The 15,448-nt window shown below is 64.7% G+C and carries 18 protein-coding genes; 6 read left to right on the forward strand and 12 right to left on the reverse strand.

All coding sequences use genetic code 11. From position 1 onward, the window contains the following. Positions 1-21: 21 nt before the first annotated feature. Positions 22-231, reverse strand: coding sequence for a hypothetical protein (locus ACQUQO_RS01605; protein WP_435076185.1), 210 nt, complete (start codon positions 229-231; stop codon positions 22-24). A 37-nt stretch (positions 232-268) separates the two neighbouring features. Next, positions 269-928, reverse strand: coding sequence for a glycerophosphodiester phosphodiesterase (locus tag ACQUQO_RS01610; RefSeq protein ID WP_435076186.1), 660 nt, complete (start codon positions 926-928; stop codon positions 269-271). 79 nt (positions 929-1,007) lie between these two features. On the opposite strand from ACQUQO_RS01610, the gene ACQUQO_RS01615 reads away from it, so the two are divergent. From ACQUQO_RS01615 to ACQUQO_RS01625, 3 genes are read left to right on the forward strand one after another with little or no spacing between them, the layout of a single operon-like run. Continuing rightward, positions 1,008-1,991 carry an NADPH:quinone reductase gene (locus ACQUQO_RS01615; RefSeq protein ID WP_435076187.1) on the forward strand — a complete coding sequence of 328 codons (984 nt, stop codon included), beginning with the start codon at positions 1,008-1,010 and terminating at the stop codon, positions 1,989-1,991. A gap of 56 nt (positions 1,992-2,047) precedes the next feature. Then, the gene (locus tag ACQUQO_RS01620; protein WP_435076188.1) at positions 2,048-3,013 is read left to right on the forward strand and encodes an AEC family transporter; all 966 of its coding nucleotides are present in this window, start codon (positions 2,048-2,050) and stop codon (positions 3,011-3,013) included. A 55-nt stretch (positions 3,014-3,068) separates the two neighbouring features. Next, positions 3,069-6,065 carry an FAD-binding and (Fe-S)-binding domain-containing protein gene (locus ACQUQO_RS01625; protein ID WP_435076189.1) on the forward strand — a complete coding sequence of 999 codons (2,997 nt, stop codon included), beginning with the start codon at positions 3,069-3,071 and terminating at the stop codon, positions 6,063-6,065. 3 nt (positions 6,066-6,068) lie between these two features. Here ACQUQO_RS01625 and ACQUQO_RS01630 read toward each other — a convergent pair whose 3' ends face one another. The 4 genes from ACQUQO_RS01630 to ACQUQO_RS01645 all read right to left on the reverse strand — a co-directional run bounded on the left by ACQUQO_RS01630 (position 6,069) and on the right by ACQUQO_RS01645 (position 8,358). After that, entirely contained in the window at positions 6,069-6,302 is a 234-nt protein-coding gene (locus ACQUQO_RS01630; RefSeq protein WP_435076190.1) for a hypothetical protein, read from the reverse strand. A 77-nt stretch (positions 6,303-6,379) separates the two neighbouring features. Next, positions 6,380-7,429 (reverse strand): methylmalonyl Co-A mutase-associated GTPase MeaB, encoded by a 1,050-nt coding sequence (gene meaB / locus ACQUQO_RS01635; RefSeq protein ID WP_435076191.1) that lies wholly within the window; start codon positions 7,427-7,429, stop codon positions 6,380-6,382. Next, the gene (locus tag ACQUQO_RS01640) at positions 7,426-7,845 is read right to left on the reverse strand and encodes a cobalamin B12-binding domain-containing protein (RefSeq protein ID WP_435076192.1); all 420 of its coding nucleotides are present in this window, start codon (positions 7,843-7,845) and stop codon (positions 7,426-7,428) included. Before ACQUQO_RS01640 ends, meaB begins: the two co-directional genes overlap by 4 nt. 57 nt (positions 7,846-7,902) lie before the next feature. Beyond that, positions 7,903-8,358, reverse strand: coding sequence for a hypothetical protein (locus ACQUQO_RS01645; protein ID WP_435076193.1), 456 nt, complete (start codon positions 8,356-8,358; stop codon positions 7,903-7,905). An 85-nt stretch (positions 8,359-8,443) separates the two neighbouring features. Here ACQUQO_RS01645 and ACQUQO_RS01650 point away from each other — a divergent pair, with 85 nt between their 5' ends. Next, positions 8,444-9,052, forward strand: a complete 609-nt coding sequence (locus tag ACQUQO_RS01650; RefSeq protein ID WP_435076194.1) for a DUF420 domain-containing protein — start codon at positions 8,444-8,446, stop codon at positions 9,050-9,052. Between the two features lies 1 nt (position 9,053). Here ACQUQO_RS01650 and ACQUQO_RS01655 read toward each other — a convergent pair whose 3' ends face one another. From ACQUQO_RS01655 to ACQUQO_RS01670, 4 genes are read right to left on the reverse strand one after another with little or no spacing between them, the layout of a single operon-like run. After that, positions 9,054-9,800 carry an ABC transporter permease gene (locus tag ACQUQO_RS01655; RefSeq protein WP_435076195.1) on the reverse strand — a complete coding sequence of 249 codons (747 nt, stop codon included), beginning with the start codon at positions 9,798-9,800 and terminating at the stop codon, positions 9,054-9,056. Further along, positions 9,797-10,744 (reverse strand): ABC transporter ATP-binding protein, encoded by a 948-nt coding sequence (locus ACQUQO_RS01660; RefSeq protein ID WP_435076196.1) that lies wholly within the window; start codon positions 10,742-10,744, stop codon positions 9,797-9,799. The genes ACQUQO_RS01655 and ACQUQO_RS01660 overlap by 4 nt, the downstream gene beginning before the upstream one ends. 48 nt (positions 10,745-10,792) lie before the next feature. Beyond that, the gene (locus tag ACQUQO_RS01665; protein WP_435076197.1) at positions 10,793-11,023 is read right to left on the reverse strand and encodes a SelT/SelW/SelH family protein; all 231 of its coding nucleotides are present in this window, start codon (positions 11,021-11,023) and stop codon (positions 10,793-10,795) included. A gap of 41 nt (positions 11,024-11,064) precedes the next feature. Beyond that, entirely contained in the window at positions 11,065-12,456 is a 1,392-nt protein-coding gene (locus ACQUQO_RS01670; protein WP_435076210.1) for a heme o synthase, read from the reverse strand. Positions 12,457-12,568: 112 nt separating this feature from the next. Here ACQUQO_RS01670 and coxB point away from each other — a divergent pair, with 112 nt between their 5' ends. Further along, positions 12,569-13,417, forward strand: a complete 849-nt coding sequence (coxB, locus tag ACQUQO_RS01675) for a cytochrome c oxidase subunit II (protein ID WP_435076198.1) — start codon at positions 12,569-12,571, stop codon at positions 13,415-13,417. Here the strand turns inward: coxB and radB are convergent. Beyond that, positions 13,414-14,109: a DNA repair and recombination protein RadB gene (radB, locus tag ACQUQO_RS01680; RefSeq protein ID WP_435076199.1), complete on the reverse strand. Its 696-nt coding sequence runs from the start codon at positions 14,107-14,109 to the stop codon at positions 13,414-13,416. The genes coxB and radB overlap by 4 nt on opposite strands. Positions 14,110-14,186: 77 nt before the next feature. Between radB and ACQUQO_RS01685 the strand changes: the two genes are divergently transcribed. Beyond that, complete coding sequence (locus ACQUQO_RS01685) at positions 14,187-14,906, forward strand: hypothetical protein (protein ID WP_435076200.1); 720 nt, start codon at positions 14,187-14,189, stop codon at positions 14,904-14,906. Positions 14,907-14,923: 17 nt separating this feature from the next. On the opposite strand, the gene ACQUQO_RS01690 is transcribed toward ACQUQO_RS01685, so the two are convergent. Continuing rightward, positions 14,924-15,280, reverse strand: a complete 357-nt coding sequence (locus tag ACQUQO_RS01690) for a hypothetical protein (RefSeq protein WP_435076201.1) — start codon at positions 15,278-15,280, stop codon at positions 14,924-14,926. Positions 15,281-15,448 lie beyond the last annotated feature (168 nt).

Raw genomic sequence — 15,448 nt, forward strand, 5'->3', positions numbered from 1 at the left:
GCGCGCTTAAATCCCCGCGATTCACTCCGCGATGTCGGCGTACAGCCGAACCAGCCCGCACTCCGGACAGAGATACGCATCGACGCCGAGCGTCCGTTTCATTCCGAGCGAGCCGAGCAGTCCGTCGCGCTTGTCGTCGGTTTTGAGTTTCACGCTCTCGGAATCGACGGTCGTGACGGCTTTCGTAACCTCCATTCGCACGCCACAGTCGGGACAGCGCCGTTCGTCCATGCTGACCGCTCCACAGCCCGTTCGGTTAAATCCGCTGTCAGAGCACGTCGGGTGAGTCGGCGATGACGCCATCGACGCCGGCGCGCGCGAGCAGCCGAGTGCCGACCGTGGTGTCGATGGTCCAGACGTTCACCTTCATGCCAGCGGCGTGGGCACGCTCTATGGCATCCGTCAGCAGCCAGTGGCCCCAGTGGAGGTGGATGAACCCACAGTCGAGTTCGAGTGCGCTCTCGAAGTCCTCGTCGGTGTTCAGCCCGAAGAGGTAGGCCAACTCGACAGTCGAATCGTCGGTGTCGAGGTCGTCGAGTGCCTGCCCGTCGAACGAGGAGACGATGACCTCGTTGTCGACTGTGGAGGCGGCCGCGACGGCCTCGTTTGCAATCCCGCGCTCTTTGAGTTCGAGGTTGATGCCCGTATCCGCGGGAATCGTGTCGGCGGCTTCCGCGAGCGATGGAATCCCGGTGCCCGTCCCGTGTACGTCGAGGTCTTCGAGCCGGGAAAGCGGGAGGTCGTCGATGCGCCCGGAGCCGTCGGTGGCTCTATCGACCACCTCGTCGTGGAAGACGACGAGTTCGCCCGAGGCACACCGCCGAACGTCGAGTTCGATCATGTCGGCGTCGTCGACCGCCTTCTCGATGGCGACGAGCGTGTTCTCGGGGTAGCGGTCGGCGAAGCCGCGGTGGGCGATGAGCCGCATCGGGGTCGGTTCGACTCCATCGATGAAAGCTCTGACGGGCCGGGACAGTTTTTTCTCGCCCCCTCGACGAGTGGCCGTCATGCGCGCCGTCAGATTCCACGACCACGGCGGTCCCGAGGTACTGGACATCGAGGAAATCGACGAGCCGAGTCCCGGCGCTCGTGAGGTACTCGTCGAGGTCCACGCCGCCGGCATCAATCCAGTCGATACCTACTTCAGAGAGGGAGCGTACGATCCGTTCACGCTGCCGATGATTCCGGGGACCGATTTCGCCGGCGAAGTTCGCGAGACCGGTGAGGGAGTTGAGGGGTTCGCACCCGACGACCGCGTCTACGGGACGGGTATCGGCCGCAACCACCACGGCGGCTACGCCGAGTGCGCGGCCGTGCCGGCCGACCGGCTCGTTCACCTGCCCGATGGAGTGAACACGACCACGGCGGGCGCGGCGGGCGTCGCCGGCGTGACGGCGTGGCGCGCGCTCGTCGACCACGCGGGTCTCGAACCCGGTGAGACCTGTTTGATTCACGGGGGAAGCGGTGGCGTCGGCCACGTCGCGGTCCAGCTCGCCGCCGCGACCGGCGCACAGGTGCTGACGACCGCCAGCCCGGACTCCCACGACCGACTCGCCGAGTTGGGTGCCGACGCGGTCTTCGACTACTCCCGTGCGGACCTCGCCGACGCGGTGGGCGAGGCGGCCAGCGGCGTCGGCGGAACCGACGGCGTCGACGTCGTTCTGGACCACCGCCTCGACGACTACCTCCAGTTCGATGCGGCGGTGGCTGCGACCGGTGCGCGGGTGGTCGGTATCGGGGAGCAAAGCCCACAGGTGGGCTTCGAAAACGACGGCGTTGCCCGCAGCAAGGACGTCAACTACCAGTTCATGAGCATGTTCAACACGCCGGACTTCCGCGTGCCGCTCGCCCGACTGGCCACCCTGATGAGCGCTGGCGACCTCACAATCGACATCGCCCGCGAGTACGAACTGGAGGGTGCGAGCGAGGCTCAGCGTGCCGTCTTGGAGGAGAGTTTCCTCGGCAAACTCGTGGTCGTTCCCGACAGGTGACTCGACCCTGAATCGCGTCTCGCAACGTTCGTAATCGGGTGTGGAGTAGGCCGGGTATGTCGCTGCTTTCGGTCTTCGCCACGGCCATCCTCCCCATCGTCACCATCGCCGCGGTCGGCTTCGTCCTCGGTCGGTTGCGAGACATCGACGTCGAGCCGCTCAATACGGTTACTGTGTACGTTCTCGTGCCGGCGCTGGTCTTTCACAGCCTCACGACGACTACCGTCGGCGGCGCGACGTTGGTGAAGGTGCTCGTCGGCGTCGTCGCCTTCATCCTCCTCATGGCGGGTCTCGCCGAGGGCGTCGGACGCGTCCTCGGCGAGCAGGAGCCGATACAGAGCGCGCTCGTGTTGGTGAGTGCCTTCTCGAACTCGGGTAACTACGGGATACCGCTCTCGGAGTTCGCCTTCGGCGCGACCGGGCGGGCGACCGCAGTCCTGTACCTCGTCGGCCAGAGCGTCGTCATCTACACTGTGGGTGTCTATTTGGCCTCGCGGGCCGGCGGTGCACGTGGTCTCGGCGCGCTCACGAAGGTGTTCAAACTCCCGCTGGTCTACGCGGTCGTCCTCGCGCTCGTCGTGCGCGCGCTCGGTCTCGTCCCGCCGGCGGACGGTGCGACGATGACGACCATCCAACTCGTCGGCGATTCGTCGATTCCGCTGATGCTGATTCTCGTTGGGGTGCAGCTGGCGAATGCGAACTACGGCGCGGCGCTGTCCCGTGTGAAGTCGGCGAACGTTCTCAAACTGCTGGTCGCGCCGCTGGTCGGGTTCGCCATCGCGGTCGTGCTCGATTTCGGAAACACGACCGTCGCGCGCGTGTTCATCCTCGAATGTGCGACGCCGGCGGCGATAACGTCGCTCATCCTGCTCATCGAATTTAGCGGCGAGCGCTCGCCCGAGGGCGTCAGCGGGCCGGAATACGTCAGCGCGGTCGTGCTGACCACGACGCTCATGAGCGTTCCGGTACTGACGCTGCTGATAACCGCACTCCGAACGGGGTTCGTCGAGTCGCTGCTGTAGCGGAATCGGTATCCGTTAGCATAGCGCTTAACACGACGACTCACCGAAACCGGTCATGGCAGTCGACGACGAGTTCTACGACCCACCGACCCTCCAGACCTCGGCCGACGCGCTCGGCCACGACCACGACGCCGTCCCCGAACACCGCGCGCTCGCCGATGACCTCCGCGAGCGGGTTCGCGGCGAGGTCCGCTTCGACGAGTATTCCCAAATCCTCTATGCGACCGACGGCAGCATCTACGGCGCACGGCCCGCCGGCGTGGTCTGTCCGCGCGACATCGAGGACGTGCAGGCGACGGTTCGGGTCGCCGCCGACCACGACACGCCGGTGCTTCCGCGCGGCACTGGCTCGTCGCTCGCCGGCCAAAGTGTGGGACCGGGCTGTGTCGTGCTCGATACGACCCGGCACATGGACGACGTTCTCGACGTCGACCCCGACGCACGGCGCGCGACCGTCCAGCCCGGCGTCGTCCAGGACCACCTCGACGACCACCTCGACCAGTGGAACCTCAAGTTCGCCCCAGACCCCGCCTCCTCGAACCGGGCGACCATCGGCGGTGGTATCGGCAACAACAGTACCGGGGCGCACTCGGTGCGGTATGGCATCACCGACGCCTACACCGAGGAACTCCGTGTCGTGCTCGCCGACGGCTCGTTGATTCACACTCGTGAGGTCGTCCTCGATAGCCCCGAATGGGAGGAAATCGTCGAGAGGGACGACCGTGAGGCCGACCTCTATCGCACGGTACGAGAGCTGGTCGAGGACAACGCCGAGGAGATCGACGAGCGCTACCCCACTCTGAAGCGCTCGGTGTCGGGGTACAATCTCCACAAGGTCATCGACGAGAACGACGACGGCGATGAGGTCATCAACCTTTCAAAACTGTTCGTCGGTGGGGAGGGAACGCTCGGAACCATCGTGGAGGCCACCGTCGGACTCGTCACGAAACCGGACGAGACCGCGCTCGCGCTCTACTGTTTCAACAGTTTGGGCGACGCGATGGAGGCCGTCCCCGAGGCACTCGACTTCGACGTGAGCGCCGTCGAGCTGATGGACGACGAGGTCTTTCGGCTGGCGAGCGAATCGACCGAGTTTTCCCAGTACGCCGAACCCATCCCCGAGGGGACGGCCGCGGCCCTGATGCTCGAATTCGATTCAGAACTCCACGACGATTTCGAGGACGCAATCGAGGGCACGAACGCCCACTTCGTCGACGAGGGAAGCGCCTTCGATGTGCTGGAGGCCTATACACCGGAAGACCAGTTGAAGCTCTGGAAGCTCCGCAAGGCCGCGATTCCACTGTTGATGAGCTTGGAGGGCGACCCGAAACCCTACCCGTTCATCGAGGACGCAACTGTACCCCCGGAGGAACTCGCCGAATACGTCGGGGAGTTCGAGGACGTACTGGAAGCCCACGATACGTCGGCGGCGTATTTCGCTCACGCTGGCTCGGGGACGCTTCACATTCGACCCATCCTGAGCCTCAAAGCGGGCGAGGGCATCGAGAAGATGCACTCCATCTCGGAAGACGTCACTTCCTTGGTACTTGACCACAACGGCTCGTTTTCGGGCGAGCACGGCGACGGCCTCGCACGCACGGAGTTCAACCCGAAGATGTACGGCGAACAGCTCTGGAGCGCGTTTCAGGAACTCAAACTCGCCGCCGACCCCGACAAGCGGATGAACCCCGGGAAGGTGGTGTACTGGGAGGAGGAACCGGCCGACATGCGCGAGAACCTCCGGTACGGGCCGGACTACTCCTCGCTCGAACCGGGGACCGAGATGGACTTCGAGGGCGAGGGCGGGTTTTCCCACGCCATCGAACTCTGCAACGGCTGTGGCACCTGCCGCCAGACCGATTCGAACACGATGTGTCCGACCTACCGCGCCTCGAAGGAAGAAATCCAGACCACGCGCGGGCGGGCGAACATGCTCCGGGCGGGAATTTCTGGCGAAATCTCCGAGGAGGAGATGTTTTCCGAGCGCTTCCAGGAGGAGGTGCTCGACCTCTGTGTGGGCTGTAAGGGCTGTATGAGCGACTGCCCCACGGGTGTGGACATGGCGAAGATAAAGACGGAGGTCAAACACGAGTATCACCAGCGTGAGGGAGCCGGTCTCCGCGAGCGCGTCTTCGCGAACATCGACAGTCTGGCAGCGCTCGGGAGCGCGTTCGCGCCGTTGTCGAACTGGGGACCGAAACTCCCCGGTGCGCGGGCCGCGATGGAGCGAGTTTTGGGAATCGCCGCAGAGCGCGACCTGCCGCATTTCGAGCGCCAGAGTCTGGAAGAGTGGTTCGATTCTCGTGGAGGGTCGAAGGTTCCAGTCGGCGATGCCACCGGCAAAGTCCTGCTCTTTCCCGACACGTACACGAACTACAGCAACACGAAACCGGGCAAGGCAGCGGTACTGGCGTTGGAAGCGGCTGGCGTTCATGTCGAGATGCCCGACGACGTGGTGTCGAGCGGCCGACCGGCCTACTCGAAGGGCTTTCTCGACAAGGCGGGCGAGTGTGCCGAAACGAACGTCGCGGCGCTCGACCCCTTCGTTCAGGACGGCTGGTCGGTCGTCTTCGCCGAGCCGTCCGACGCGGTGATGTTCCAGGACGAGTACCTCGACCTGTTACCCGAGGACGACGCCACCGAGCGCGTTTCGGGCAGCGCCTACGGCGTGCTCGAATACATCGATGTGATGCGGCTGGACGAGGACATCGACTTCGAAGAGCAGGAGGAGTCGCTCACCTACCACGGCCACTGCAACCAGAAGGCGCTCAACAAGGACCACCACGCCGTCGGCGTTCTCAGGAGAGCGGGCTACGCCGTGGACCCGCTCGATTCGGGCTGCTGTGGCATGGCCGGCTCATTCGGCTACGAGGAAGAACACTACGACCTCTCGCAGGCAATCGGGAACATCCTCTTCGAGCAGGTCGACGAGAGCGACGCCGAGGAGGTCGTCGCGCCCGGCACCTCCTGCCGTACGCAACTCGGCGACCGCTCCGGAGAAAGTGCGCCCCGCCACCCAATCGAGAAGGTCGCGCTGGCGATTGCGCGCTGACGCTTACTCGCCGCCTCCGCCCTCGCCGAACAGTTGGCCGAGCGTTCGCAGCAGGTCGACGACCGATTCGAGGATGGCATCGATGCGTTCGATGAAGTCCTGTAATCCGCCGAGCTGGAGCACGAACCCTGCCTGACTCGACAACTCGGCGGGAATCGGTACGAGTCCACCGGTGACCACGATACCGACGGCCACACCGACCACCAATAGCGCGAGCGCCACGACTGGGTGTTTCATGTGGCTGGCCCCTATTTCATACTCGCGTATACCGATTACGGTAGTTTCCTACCTACTGGGGACGGACGCGGTTCGACTCAGGAATCGCGCTGCTGCCGGGCGCACTCGGCGATTGGGTCGAGAACAGCGTCGGCGATCTCGTAGGGGTCAGTCTCGCCCGTTTCGACCCCGGCGACGAGTTCCTCGATGCCGCCGCGGGCGGCGATCTCCTCGGTCAGGAGGTCGGCGGTGTCCTCTCGGAGGAGGGTCCTGATTTCCTCGGCGTAGCGGGCGCGTGCCTTGGCGTCGAGTTCGCCCGTGGCTTCGAGGTGCTCGCGGTGGTCGTCGAGCGCGGCGACGTACTCCGCGACGCCCTGTCCTTGGGTGGCGACCGCCTCGACAATCGGTGGCGTCCATTCGGCGTCCGTGTCGGGGCGTTGGAGCGCGACCGCCTCGGCCGATTCGGCGTGATGGCCCGCGTGGTGACCGCTCGCGGTGCGACCGCCGTCGTCACCGCGCAGTTGAAGCATCTCGTTCAGTTCTTGGACTGTGCGGTCGGCACCGTCGAGGTCGGCCTTGTTCACCACGAACACGTCGGCGATTTCCAAAATACCCGCCTTGAGCATCTGCACGTCGTCGCCGCTGCCGGGTTGGACGAGCACCGTCACCGTGTCGGCAGTTTTGACGATATCGATCTCGTTCTGGCCGGCTCCCACGGTCTCGACGATAATCCTGTCTTTGCCGAAGGCGTCGAGTGCTTTCACGGCGTCAGCGGTCGCAATCGAGACGCCGCCGAGGCTGCCGCGCGCGCTCATCGAGCGAAAGAAGACGTCCATGTCGCCGACGTTCGAGGCCATTCGGATGCGGTCGCCCAAAACTGCGCCGCCGGTAAAGGGCGAGGAGGGGTCGATGGCGATGACACCGACAGTCAGTCCCTGCTCGCGGTAGTGTTCGGCGACCTTGTCCACGAGCGTGGACTTGCCCGCGCCCGGACTGCCCGTGATGCCGATGACCTCGGCGTCACCGGTGTAATCGTACAGCGAGGAGACCAACTCGCGGTGGCCCGGCGTGCGGTTTTCGATGTTGGTGATGGCGCGGGCGAGCGCGCGGTGGTCGCCGTCGAGCAGGCGGTCGAGCAGGTCGCTCATTCGCGTTCCGGGGCGTTCTCGCGGACGAACTCGATGGTCTCGTCCATCGACGCGCCGGGACCGAAGATGGCCGACACACCTCGGTCTCTGAGGTCGTCTTTGTCCTTGTCGGGGACGATGCCGCCGACGATGACGAGCGTGTCGTCGAGCGCGCCATACTCGTCGAGTCCGTCGAGAATCTTTGGCACGAGCGTGTTGTGCGCCCCCGAGAGGATGGAAATCCCGAGCACGTCGACGTCCTCTTGGACGGCGGCCTGGACCACTTCGTCGGGCGAGCGATGCAGCCCTGAATAGACCACTTCGAAGCCCGCATCGCGGAAGGCGCGCGCGATGACGTGTGCACCACGGTCGTGGCCGTCCAACCCCACTTTGGCGACGAGACACCGAATCGGCCGCTGTGCCTGTTCTGCGCTCATGGGTCCCGTTTCAGTCGCCGCCGATTTGGGTCTATCGGTGAAAACCATGTACGACGCTCAGTGCCCGCGCGGTCCGAGCTGGCTGCGCTCGTGCTGGACCGCCTCGAAGACCAGCCAGAGGCCGACCAGCCCGGTTAGCACCGGAACGGCCGACCCCGGATTCGTCCAGTCGACGGAACGACCGGCGTTGAACGCATAGAACGTCCCGCCACGCGAGACGTATTTCGGCAGACTCCGGGTGTCGTCCTCGAAGTCGTAGCTCCGTCCGTCGATTGCGTCGTCGACGATGCGTTTCGTCTCGGTATCGAGCTGTCGGTAGGGAGTGGTTTCGAGTTCCTGCTGGAACGAGAGGTCTGCCACCTGCCCGTCGTAACTGAAGTGGTAGTCGAAATCCGCGGTGCCGAGCCACAGCGGACCGCTCGCGAGCAGCACACAGACGCCCAGAAGCATGAGGGCAAAGCGGAGCGTCGAATGCCGTTCGAGCAGCGCGCTGTGAAGCAGCGAGCGGACCATGCTTTCGATGGCAACAGCATTGATAAATATCTTGTCCTAACCTCAAACCAGAAGAGGCATACTCCGAGCGAGTCGAGTATCGGAGATGGCAACAGCCAGCACGCACGGTCCCGTCAAGGAGCACCCGCTCGCGGCGACCGCCGTCCTCTCGGTGGTCGGCTACGTGCTCGTCATCGGGACGTTCGCCGGCATCGTCGACATTTTCCCGCCAATCGGCAACGACACAGTGATTTTGTTCTCGGACGCCATCGCCGTCATCAACAGTCTCGCGCTGACGGCGCTGCTCGTCGGCTTTTACTTCATTCGACAGGGGAACATCCGCCGTCACCGCGCGGCGATGCTCACCGCCTTTTCGCTCATCATGGTCTTTCTCGTGGTCTACCTCTGGAAGGTGGGCGGGGGCTTCGAGAAGGCAATCGTCATCGAGCAGGGCCAGTTCCTCGCGGCGTATGCTGGCCTCATCAGACCACTATACTTGGTGATGCTCGCGGTCCACATCCTGTTGTCGGCAATCGCCGTTCCGGTCGTGGTCTATCCGGTCGTGCTCGGACTGACCCATACACCCGCCGAACTCAAGGAGACTGCCCACGCCCGCATCGGTCGCATCGCGGTCGCCTCGTGGTCGCTGAGCCTGTTCTTGGGTGTGGTGACCTACTTCCTACTGAACCACCTCTACGACTGGATGCCGCGGTAGCTCAGTCGGTGCGCGGAAGCGCGTACGCCCCGAGTGCGAAGAAGACGAGCGCGAGCACGCAGAGGATTCCCAAATCGAACTGCCAGCCACCCCCGCCGGTGGCCACCGCACGCAGCCCGCGGGCGAAGTACGTCAGCGGCGAGAGGTTCATCACCGGCCGAAACCACTCGGGGAGCAACTCGGGCGGGACGAAGGTGTCCGAGAGGAAGAGCAGCGGCAGCGCCAACGAATTGCTCGCGGCGATGACGCCGTCCTGGGAGTCGGCGAGGCTGCCGATGAGCGCGCCCATCCCACAGAACAGCGCGACCGCGACGACGACGAACGGCACAGTGATGACGGAGAGTGCCACGTTCGCACCCGTGAGGAGGACGACGAGCCCGAGGATGAGCAGGCTCGCCAGCCCGATGATGACCACGTTGACGAGCGTCTGGGCGAGCAGCCATTCGGACCGGGAGAGCGGCGTGGTGGCGAGTTTCTCGAAGCGATTACCCTCGCGGTGGCGCGCGACCGTGCTGCCGATCCGCGAGAGCGGCGTGAAGAGGACGACGACCGCCAAGTACCCGGGCACGTAGTACGCCGGCGGTTCGGTGAACAGTCCGCCGCCCGTGGGTCGGGTGCCGACGAGCACGCCGAAGATGACGATGAGAATCACGGGGAAGAAGAAGGTGAAGAAGACGGCCGTCCATCGGCGGAGAAACGAGTGCCACGCCGCGCTGGCGGCCGCGCCGACCCGCCCGGTCGCGGTCACTGTACCGCCCCCGCTTCCCGCTCGGCACTCGTCAGCGACCGCTCTTCGTCCGTGTCGTCGCGCGAGTAACTTTCGTCTGTCACCGCGAGATAGACGTCTTCGAGGTCGGGCTGTCGCCACGCGAGTTCCCCATAGGAAATCCCGTTCCGTTCGAGCGCCTCGACGACCGCACCGATGTCGGTCGCCGAAACGCCGTCCACGACGATGCCCGTGGGCCGAGAATCGACAGGGTGACCGATGTCGAGCGCCGCCGCGTCGGCATCGGTCTCGATTTCGAGTCGCGTCCGGCCGCCGTACTCGGCGACGAGGTCAGTAGGGGAGCCGACGGCGGCCAGTCGTCCATCGGCGAGCAGTCCCACTCTGTCGGCGAGACGCTCGGCCTCGGCCATGTAGTGAGTGGTGAGGAGGATGGTGGTGCCGCCGGCCGCAAGCCCTTCGAGAAGCCTCCAGAGCGCGCGCCGGCCGGCCGGGTCGATGCCCGTCGTCGGTTCGTCGAGTACCAGCAGGTCGGGGTTGTTGACGAGCGTCGCGCCGACACAGGTCCGACGCTGCTGCCCGCCGGAAAGGTCTTCATACCGTGTGTCGGCGCTCCCAGTCAAACCCACGTCGTCGAGGACGCTCTCGACGTCGCGCGGGTCGTCGTACAAGCCGGCGTAGTAGGTGAGCAGTTCGCGCGCGCTTAGCCGTGCCGGCGGGGAAAACGACTGAGGAAGCACGCCGAGGCGTGACTCCTCGACTGCGTTCGGCGAGTTGCCGAAGACCGACACCGAGCCATCGACCGCTGTCGTGCCGGTCAGCGCGCGCACGAGCGTCGTCTTGCCCGCACCGTTCGGGCCGACCAGCGCGAACACCTCGCCGGCGGCAACCGACAGCGAGACACCATCGAGCGCCACCCGGTCCCCGTACTCCCGGCGAACGTCCGCCGCACGCAGTACCGCATCCATGGCGGACCATCGGCCGCAGCCGTTCTAAGGGGTTCGATTTCGGGACCGTCAGAGTTGGCCGCGGACCTCTCTGACGATGCCATCGACGTCGTACTCGTCCTCGTCCTTGTCGAAGACGGTTTCGTCGCCGACGCTCACAGTCAAGACGCCGTGGTCGCCGGTCACGAGCGACACCCGGTCGAGTTCCGCCCCGAAATTGGTGAGGAGTTCGTGCTGGATGGTCTCGGCGCGGTCGAGGAACCCACAGGGAACGCAGTATTCGATCTCGACTGTCGTCATGTGCCGAGTTATCGCCCACTCGACTTACGCCTATCGCCGGCTCAGACGAGGATGGCGTCGACGACGATGGCGAACAGCAGCGCGCCGAGATAGGCGTTCGAGGCGTGGAACGCTCGGAAGGCGGCCCCCTCGCTCTTCTCGCGGTGGAGCTCGACGACCGCCCAGAGGAACAGTGCGCCGAACCCAATCGTCGCCCCGGCGTAGAGCCACCCGAGCGACGTGACGGCGGTGAGAACGCTCGCGCCGAGCAGCGTGGCCGCCAGATACCAGACGATGTGTCGACGGGTGACGCGCTCGCCGCGGACGACGGGCATCATCGGAAAGCCGCCGCGGGCGTAGTCGTCTTTATATGCCAAGGCGAGGTTGTAGAAGTGGGCGGGCGTCCAGAGGAAGATGACGCCCGCGAGTGCCAGTCCCGGGACTCCGACCTTTCCTGTTACCCCGACCCAGCCGATGAGCGCCGGCAGCGCGCCCGCAGCGCCGCCGAGCACGGTGTTTTGTACCGTATTCGGTTTGAGAACGAGTGTGTAGATTACACTATAAAAGAGGATGGCACAGAGACCGAGCGCCGCCGCGAGCAAGTTCACCGAGAGGAATAGGACAAGCGAGGCGAGCGCGAGCAGCGTGCCGAAGACGAGGGCGTTCGCCACGCCCACTCGATCCGTGGCGAGCGGACGGTCGGCGGTCCGCTGCATCTTCCGGTCTTTCTTGCGTTCGAGCACGTGGTTGAACGTGCCGCTCGCGCCGATGGCGAGCACGCCGCCGCCGAGCACCCTGACGACGAGACCCGTATCGAGTGCCGGCCCGGCAGCCAGCGCCATTCCGGCGGCCGCCACAAGGCAAAGCAGCCACATCAGCCGGGGTTTCATCAGTCTGAAATACGCCGCACAGACTGCTTTCACGCTCGCGAGCGGGCCGGACGGCTCCGGCGTCGGAACGTGTTCGATGGAGTCGGGCGGTGGGGAGCGGTCGGGAGCGGTCGGTGTCGCGTCGCCGGTCCCGACTTCGAGCGTCCACGCGAGCGCGAGAACGAGACCGATAAAGATGGCCATCCCACAGAGCAGGTGGAGCGTCGAAATCCAGCCGGCCGTGGCGGTCGCGGCGAGCGCGCCCAGTCCGATTTGGACGGGGTAGAGGACGAACGGAAGCACTAAAACGGCCTTCGCGCGCCGGGGTGTTGACGAGCGCCACGCGGCGACGAGTGCGGCGAGGACGACGCCACCCACGACGAGGGCGGCGAGGCGGTGGCCCCACGCGATGAGCACCCGGGGGTCGGTGAGGTCGCTTCCACAGAACGGCCACGTCGAGCAGGCTCGTGTCGCCTCGGTCAGCGCCGTGGTCGCCCCGACGACGATGAGCAGATAGACGCCGATGGCCGCGGCCGCGAGTAGCGTCGTTACCCGTCTGCGCTCGGTGTCAGTGTCGGCTGTCACGGTGTAGTCGCTCAATTCCGATTTTCGCTACGGTCGTACTTAGGCCCCGCGCTTTCGGCCATCGGCAGGGGAGTCAGCAGGTATTTATGCACCACTGCCGAAGCGCCGCCAGATGAACAAAACGCGTCTCGGGCGGTACGCCCTGCTGGTGGTCGGGCTGATGCTCGCCGCGACGGAGCCGGTGTTGGCACAGTCGGTCAACGCGGACCTCATCTACGAACTGAACGCGAAACTGCTGTACGTCGCCATCCCGATAACGCTGCTCGTCCAGGTCATCCTGGTCTATACGGTGTGGCGATTCAAGGACAACGACGACCCGCAGCCGACCCGCGAGAACCGCCGGCTCGAAATCACGTGGACGGTGGCTACCGCCATCATCCTCCTGTTCGTCGGCATCGCGGCCTATACGGTGCTCGGCAATCCCGTCATCGCGCTGACGCCCGATTCGGCCGAAGGCGCACAGCCACAGGCCCAACAGGAACTGGAGCCATCGGTCACCCATCCGAACCGCTCGGGGGCGATTGCTCCCGACAGCAGAGAGGCCGTCGAGGTCGAAATCGACGCCTTCCAGTGGGGCTGGGAGTTCATCTATCCGGAGGCGGGCGTCAACTCCTCGACCGAACTCGTGATACCGGCGAACAAACCCGTCTATCTCCACATCACCTCCCGTGACGTCATCCACGCGGTCCACGTGCCCGCGCTCGGTCTCAAACAGGATGCCATCCCCGGCCAGTACAACACCATCAAGACCATCGCCACCGAACCCGGCACCTACCAGCTCTACTGTGCTGAGTTCTGTGGCTCCGGCCACTCGAAGATGCTCGCGAACATGACCGTCATGCCCCAAGACGAGTACCAGGCATGGCTCAACCAGCAGCAATCCGGCAGTAGCCCGAACGCGAGCGCGAACGGTTCGGCGAACAGCTCCGCGATAGCGCCCGTCGCGGCGAACCCGGCCTAAACCCCTTCTTCGACGCTTTCGAGACCGCTATCGGTGATTTCGAAGCGACAGGTATCGCCGGCGGCTTTCGCATCGTGTTTTTCGAGCGTCGCGCGGCGGTTGCCCGCCCGGAACCGTTCGAGCCTGAGGATGACGCTCGTGAGGTGTGAGAGCGTGTTACCGCCGAGCGCCCGCACCCGTCCAGACTCGTCGTCGGGGTCGGCAAACACCTGATTCGTGAGTAGTACGGCGAGGTCGTGTCTGCGTGCGAGCGAGAGCAGGTGTGTGACCTGCCGACCGACCTGCCGGAGCGCCTCGCCCTCGTCTCGGTTCGTCCGCTCCAGTCGATAGAACCCGGTCGCGCTGTCGAGGACGACCAGCGAGGCGCGCTCGGCGAGGTCTTCGGCGTCGCGGACGGCCTCCTCCTGCTCGTCGAAATCGAGCGCCTCACCGACGACGATGCGCGAGGTCAACTCGTCGAGGTCGGCGGCACGCGCCCGGGCGAGCTGTTCGAAACGGGCGACCGACAGCCCTTCGGTGTCGATGTAGTAGCTCAGTTCGCCGGCGACGGCGGTCTCGACGGCGGCCGAAAGTGCAAGATTCGTCTTGCCCGCGGCGGGCGGGCCGTAGACCTGCGTGACGCTCCCACGCGGGAGCCCGCCGCCGAGGAGGTCGTCGAGTGCCGCACAGCCGGTCGAAATCGGTTCGCTCACGGGAAGGGTTTCGCCCGGCGGAACAAAAGCCGTCCTGTCCGGGGAGGGTTTAGGGGCACGCGGGCGAAAGAACGGTCGTGATCGTCGTCGCCACCGCCGATTTCACACTCTATCACGGCGTCGTCGCCGAACTCCGCGAGCGCGGCGTCGAGTTCACGACCGTGGAACCCGGCGACGACCTCCCCGACCGGACGCGCGTCCTCATCGCCGGTGACGAGGACCGCACGCCCGATGCGGTCGAAGTCGTCCGTGCCGACCCCGCGGACCCACGCCGGGCGGTCGAGACTGCACTCTCGTCGTTGCGCGATGGCGGGCAAACGGTCGTCGGCGTCGACCCCGGCGAACGACCAGGTATCGCGGTGCTTTCGGGCGATACGGTGGTCGCGGCGTTTCACGTTCCGCTCGCCGACGCCGCCGACGTCATCGCCGAGGAAATCGCCGACGCCACCGGCCCCGTCGTGCGCGTCGGCGACGGCGCGCGGCTCAAGGGAGCCTCGCTCATCGACGACCTCGACGTTCCCGTGGAGATGGTCAACGAGACCGGCACGACGCCCCATCTCGGCACCGGCGCACGCGGCATGGGTGACGTGCTCGCCGCCGTCAACATCGCGCGGCGCGCGGGCGAGCAAGTTCGAGAGCGCACCATCGAACCCACCACGGGCGAACTCGACGTCATCAAGGCGCGCTCGCGCGAACAGTCCGCGAACAACCGGGAAATCGACGAGGCGCTCGCTCGGCGCGTGGCCGCCGGCGAGTTGACCATCGAGGAAGCGCTAGTGGAGCATCGGGAACGGTAAGCCATGGACAGTTTCGATTATTCTCGTTGTACTTCTTCTACACAGTCCTGCAAAAGTGACTCCACAGGCTCTATGCTTCCTCCGTTACTGTACATATAATCTACTATTTGCCGACCATGCTTGCTTTTGTCAAAGCTATATCCGTCGTCCATCTCTGAGTTCAATTTCTCCTCTATATCGTCATATTCGCCTATAAATTCATTATTAATAGATACATGACAAATATCATTGACTGCTTCGCAGGAATAGTAGTTCTCAATCTCCCTTCGGTCCAAGACATCACATCGTTTTCCGTGCTCATCGAAGTTTGCCTTGATTCTAGTTACCTCGTCTTTCGGTTCTCCGTCTTCGCTTTCCTGGTCGCTATCGAGCAAGAGTACAAAATTCCTATTTATCTTTTCTAGCTTTTCTGGATCACAGTGAACTAAATTGCCTGTTCCCCCGAGATGCTGAATCACAATATTGGGCTCTGTTGAATCACTAGACGGCGTCGGGATCGGTCGCTAGATCAAAGGCATTGAAGCGAGAGACTTGCGTTGTCC

The organism is Halococcus sp. AFM35, assembly GCF_051195015.1.
GTDB lineage: Archaea > Halobacteriota > Halobacteria > Halobacteriales > Halococcaceae > Halococcus.

Coding starts and splice junctions, on each gene's coding strand:
- ACQUQO_RS01605 (WP_435076185.1), bottom strand. CDS start 231: ATGGACGAACGGCGCTGTCCCGACTGTGGCGTGCGAATGGAGGTTACG.
- ACQUQO_RS01610 (WP_435076186.1), bottom strand. CDS start 928: ATGCGGCTCATCGCCCACCGCGGCTTCGCCGACCGCTACCCCGAGAAC.
- ACQUQO_RS01615 (WP_435076187.1), top strand. CDS start 1,008: ATGCGCGCCGTCAGATTCCACGACCACGGCGGTCCCGAGGTACTGGAC.
- ACQUQO_RS01620 (WP_435076188.1), top strand. CDS start 2,048: ATGTCGCTGCTTTCGGTCTTCGCCACGGCCATCCTCCCCATCGTCACC.
- ACQUQO_RS01625 (WP_435076189.1), top strand. CDS start 3,069: ATGGCAGTCGACGACGAGTTCTACGACCCACCGACCCTCCAGACCTCG.
- ACQUQO_RS01630 (WP_435076190.1), bottom strand. CDS start 6,302: ATGAAACACCCAGTCGTGGCGCTCGCGCTATTGGTGGTCGGTGTGGCC.
- meaB (WP_435076191.1), bottom strand. CDS start 7,429: ATGAGCGACCTGCTCGACCGCCTGCTCGACGGCGACCACCGCGCGCTC.
- ACQUQO_RS01640 (WP_435076192.1), bottom strand. CDS start 7,845: ATGAGCGCAGAACAGGCACAGCGGCCGATTCGGTGTCTCGTCGCCAAA.
- ACQUQO_RS01645 (WP_435076193.1), bottom strand. CDS start 8,358: ATGGTCCGCTCGCTGCTTCACAGCGCGCTGCTCGAACGGCATTCGACG.
- ACQUQO_RS01650 (WP_435076194.1), top strand. CDS start 8,444: ATGGCAACAGCCAGCACGCACGGTCCCGTCAAGGAGCACCCGCTCGCG.
- ACQUQO_RS01660 (WP_435076196.1), bottom strand. CDS start 10,744: ATGGATGCGGTACTGCGTGCGGCGGACGTTCGCCGGGAGTACGGGGAC.
- ACQUQO_RS01665 (WP_435076197.1), bottom strand. CDS start 11,023: ATGACGACAGTCGAGATCGAATACTGCGTTCCCTGTGGGTTCCTCGAC.
- coxB (WP_435076198.1), top strand. CDS start 12,569: ATGAACAAAACGCGTCTCGGGCGGTACGCCCTGCTGGTGGTCGGGCTG.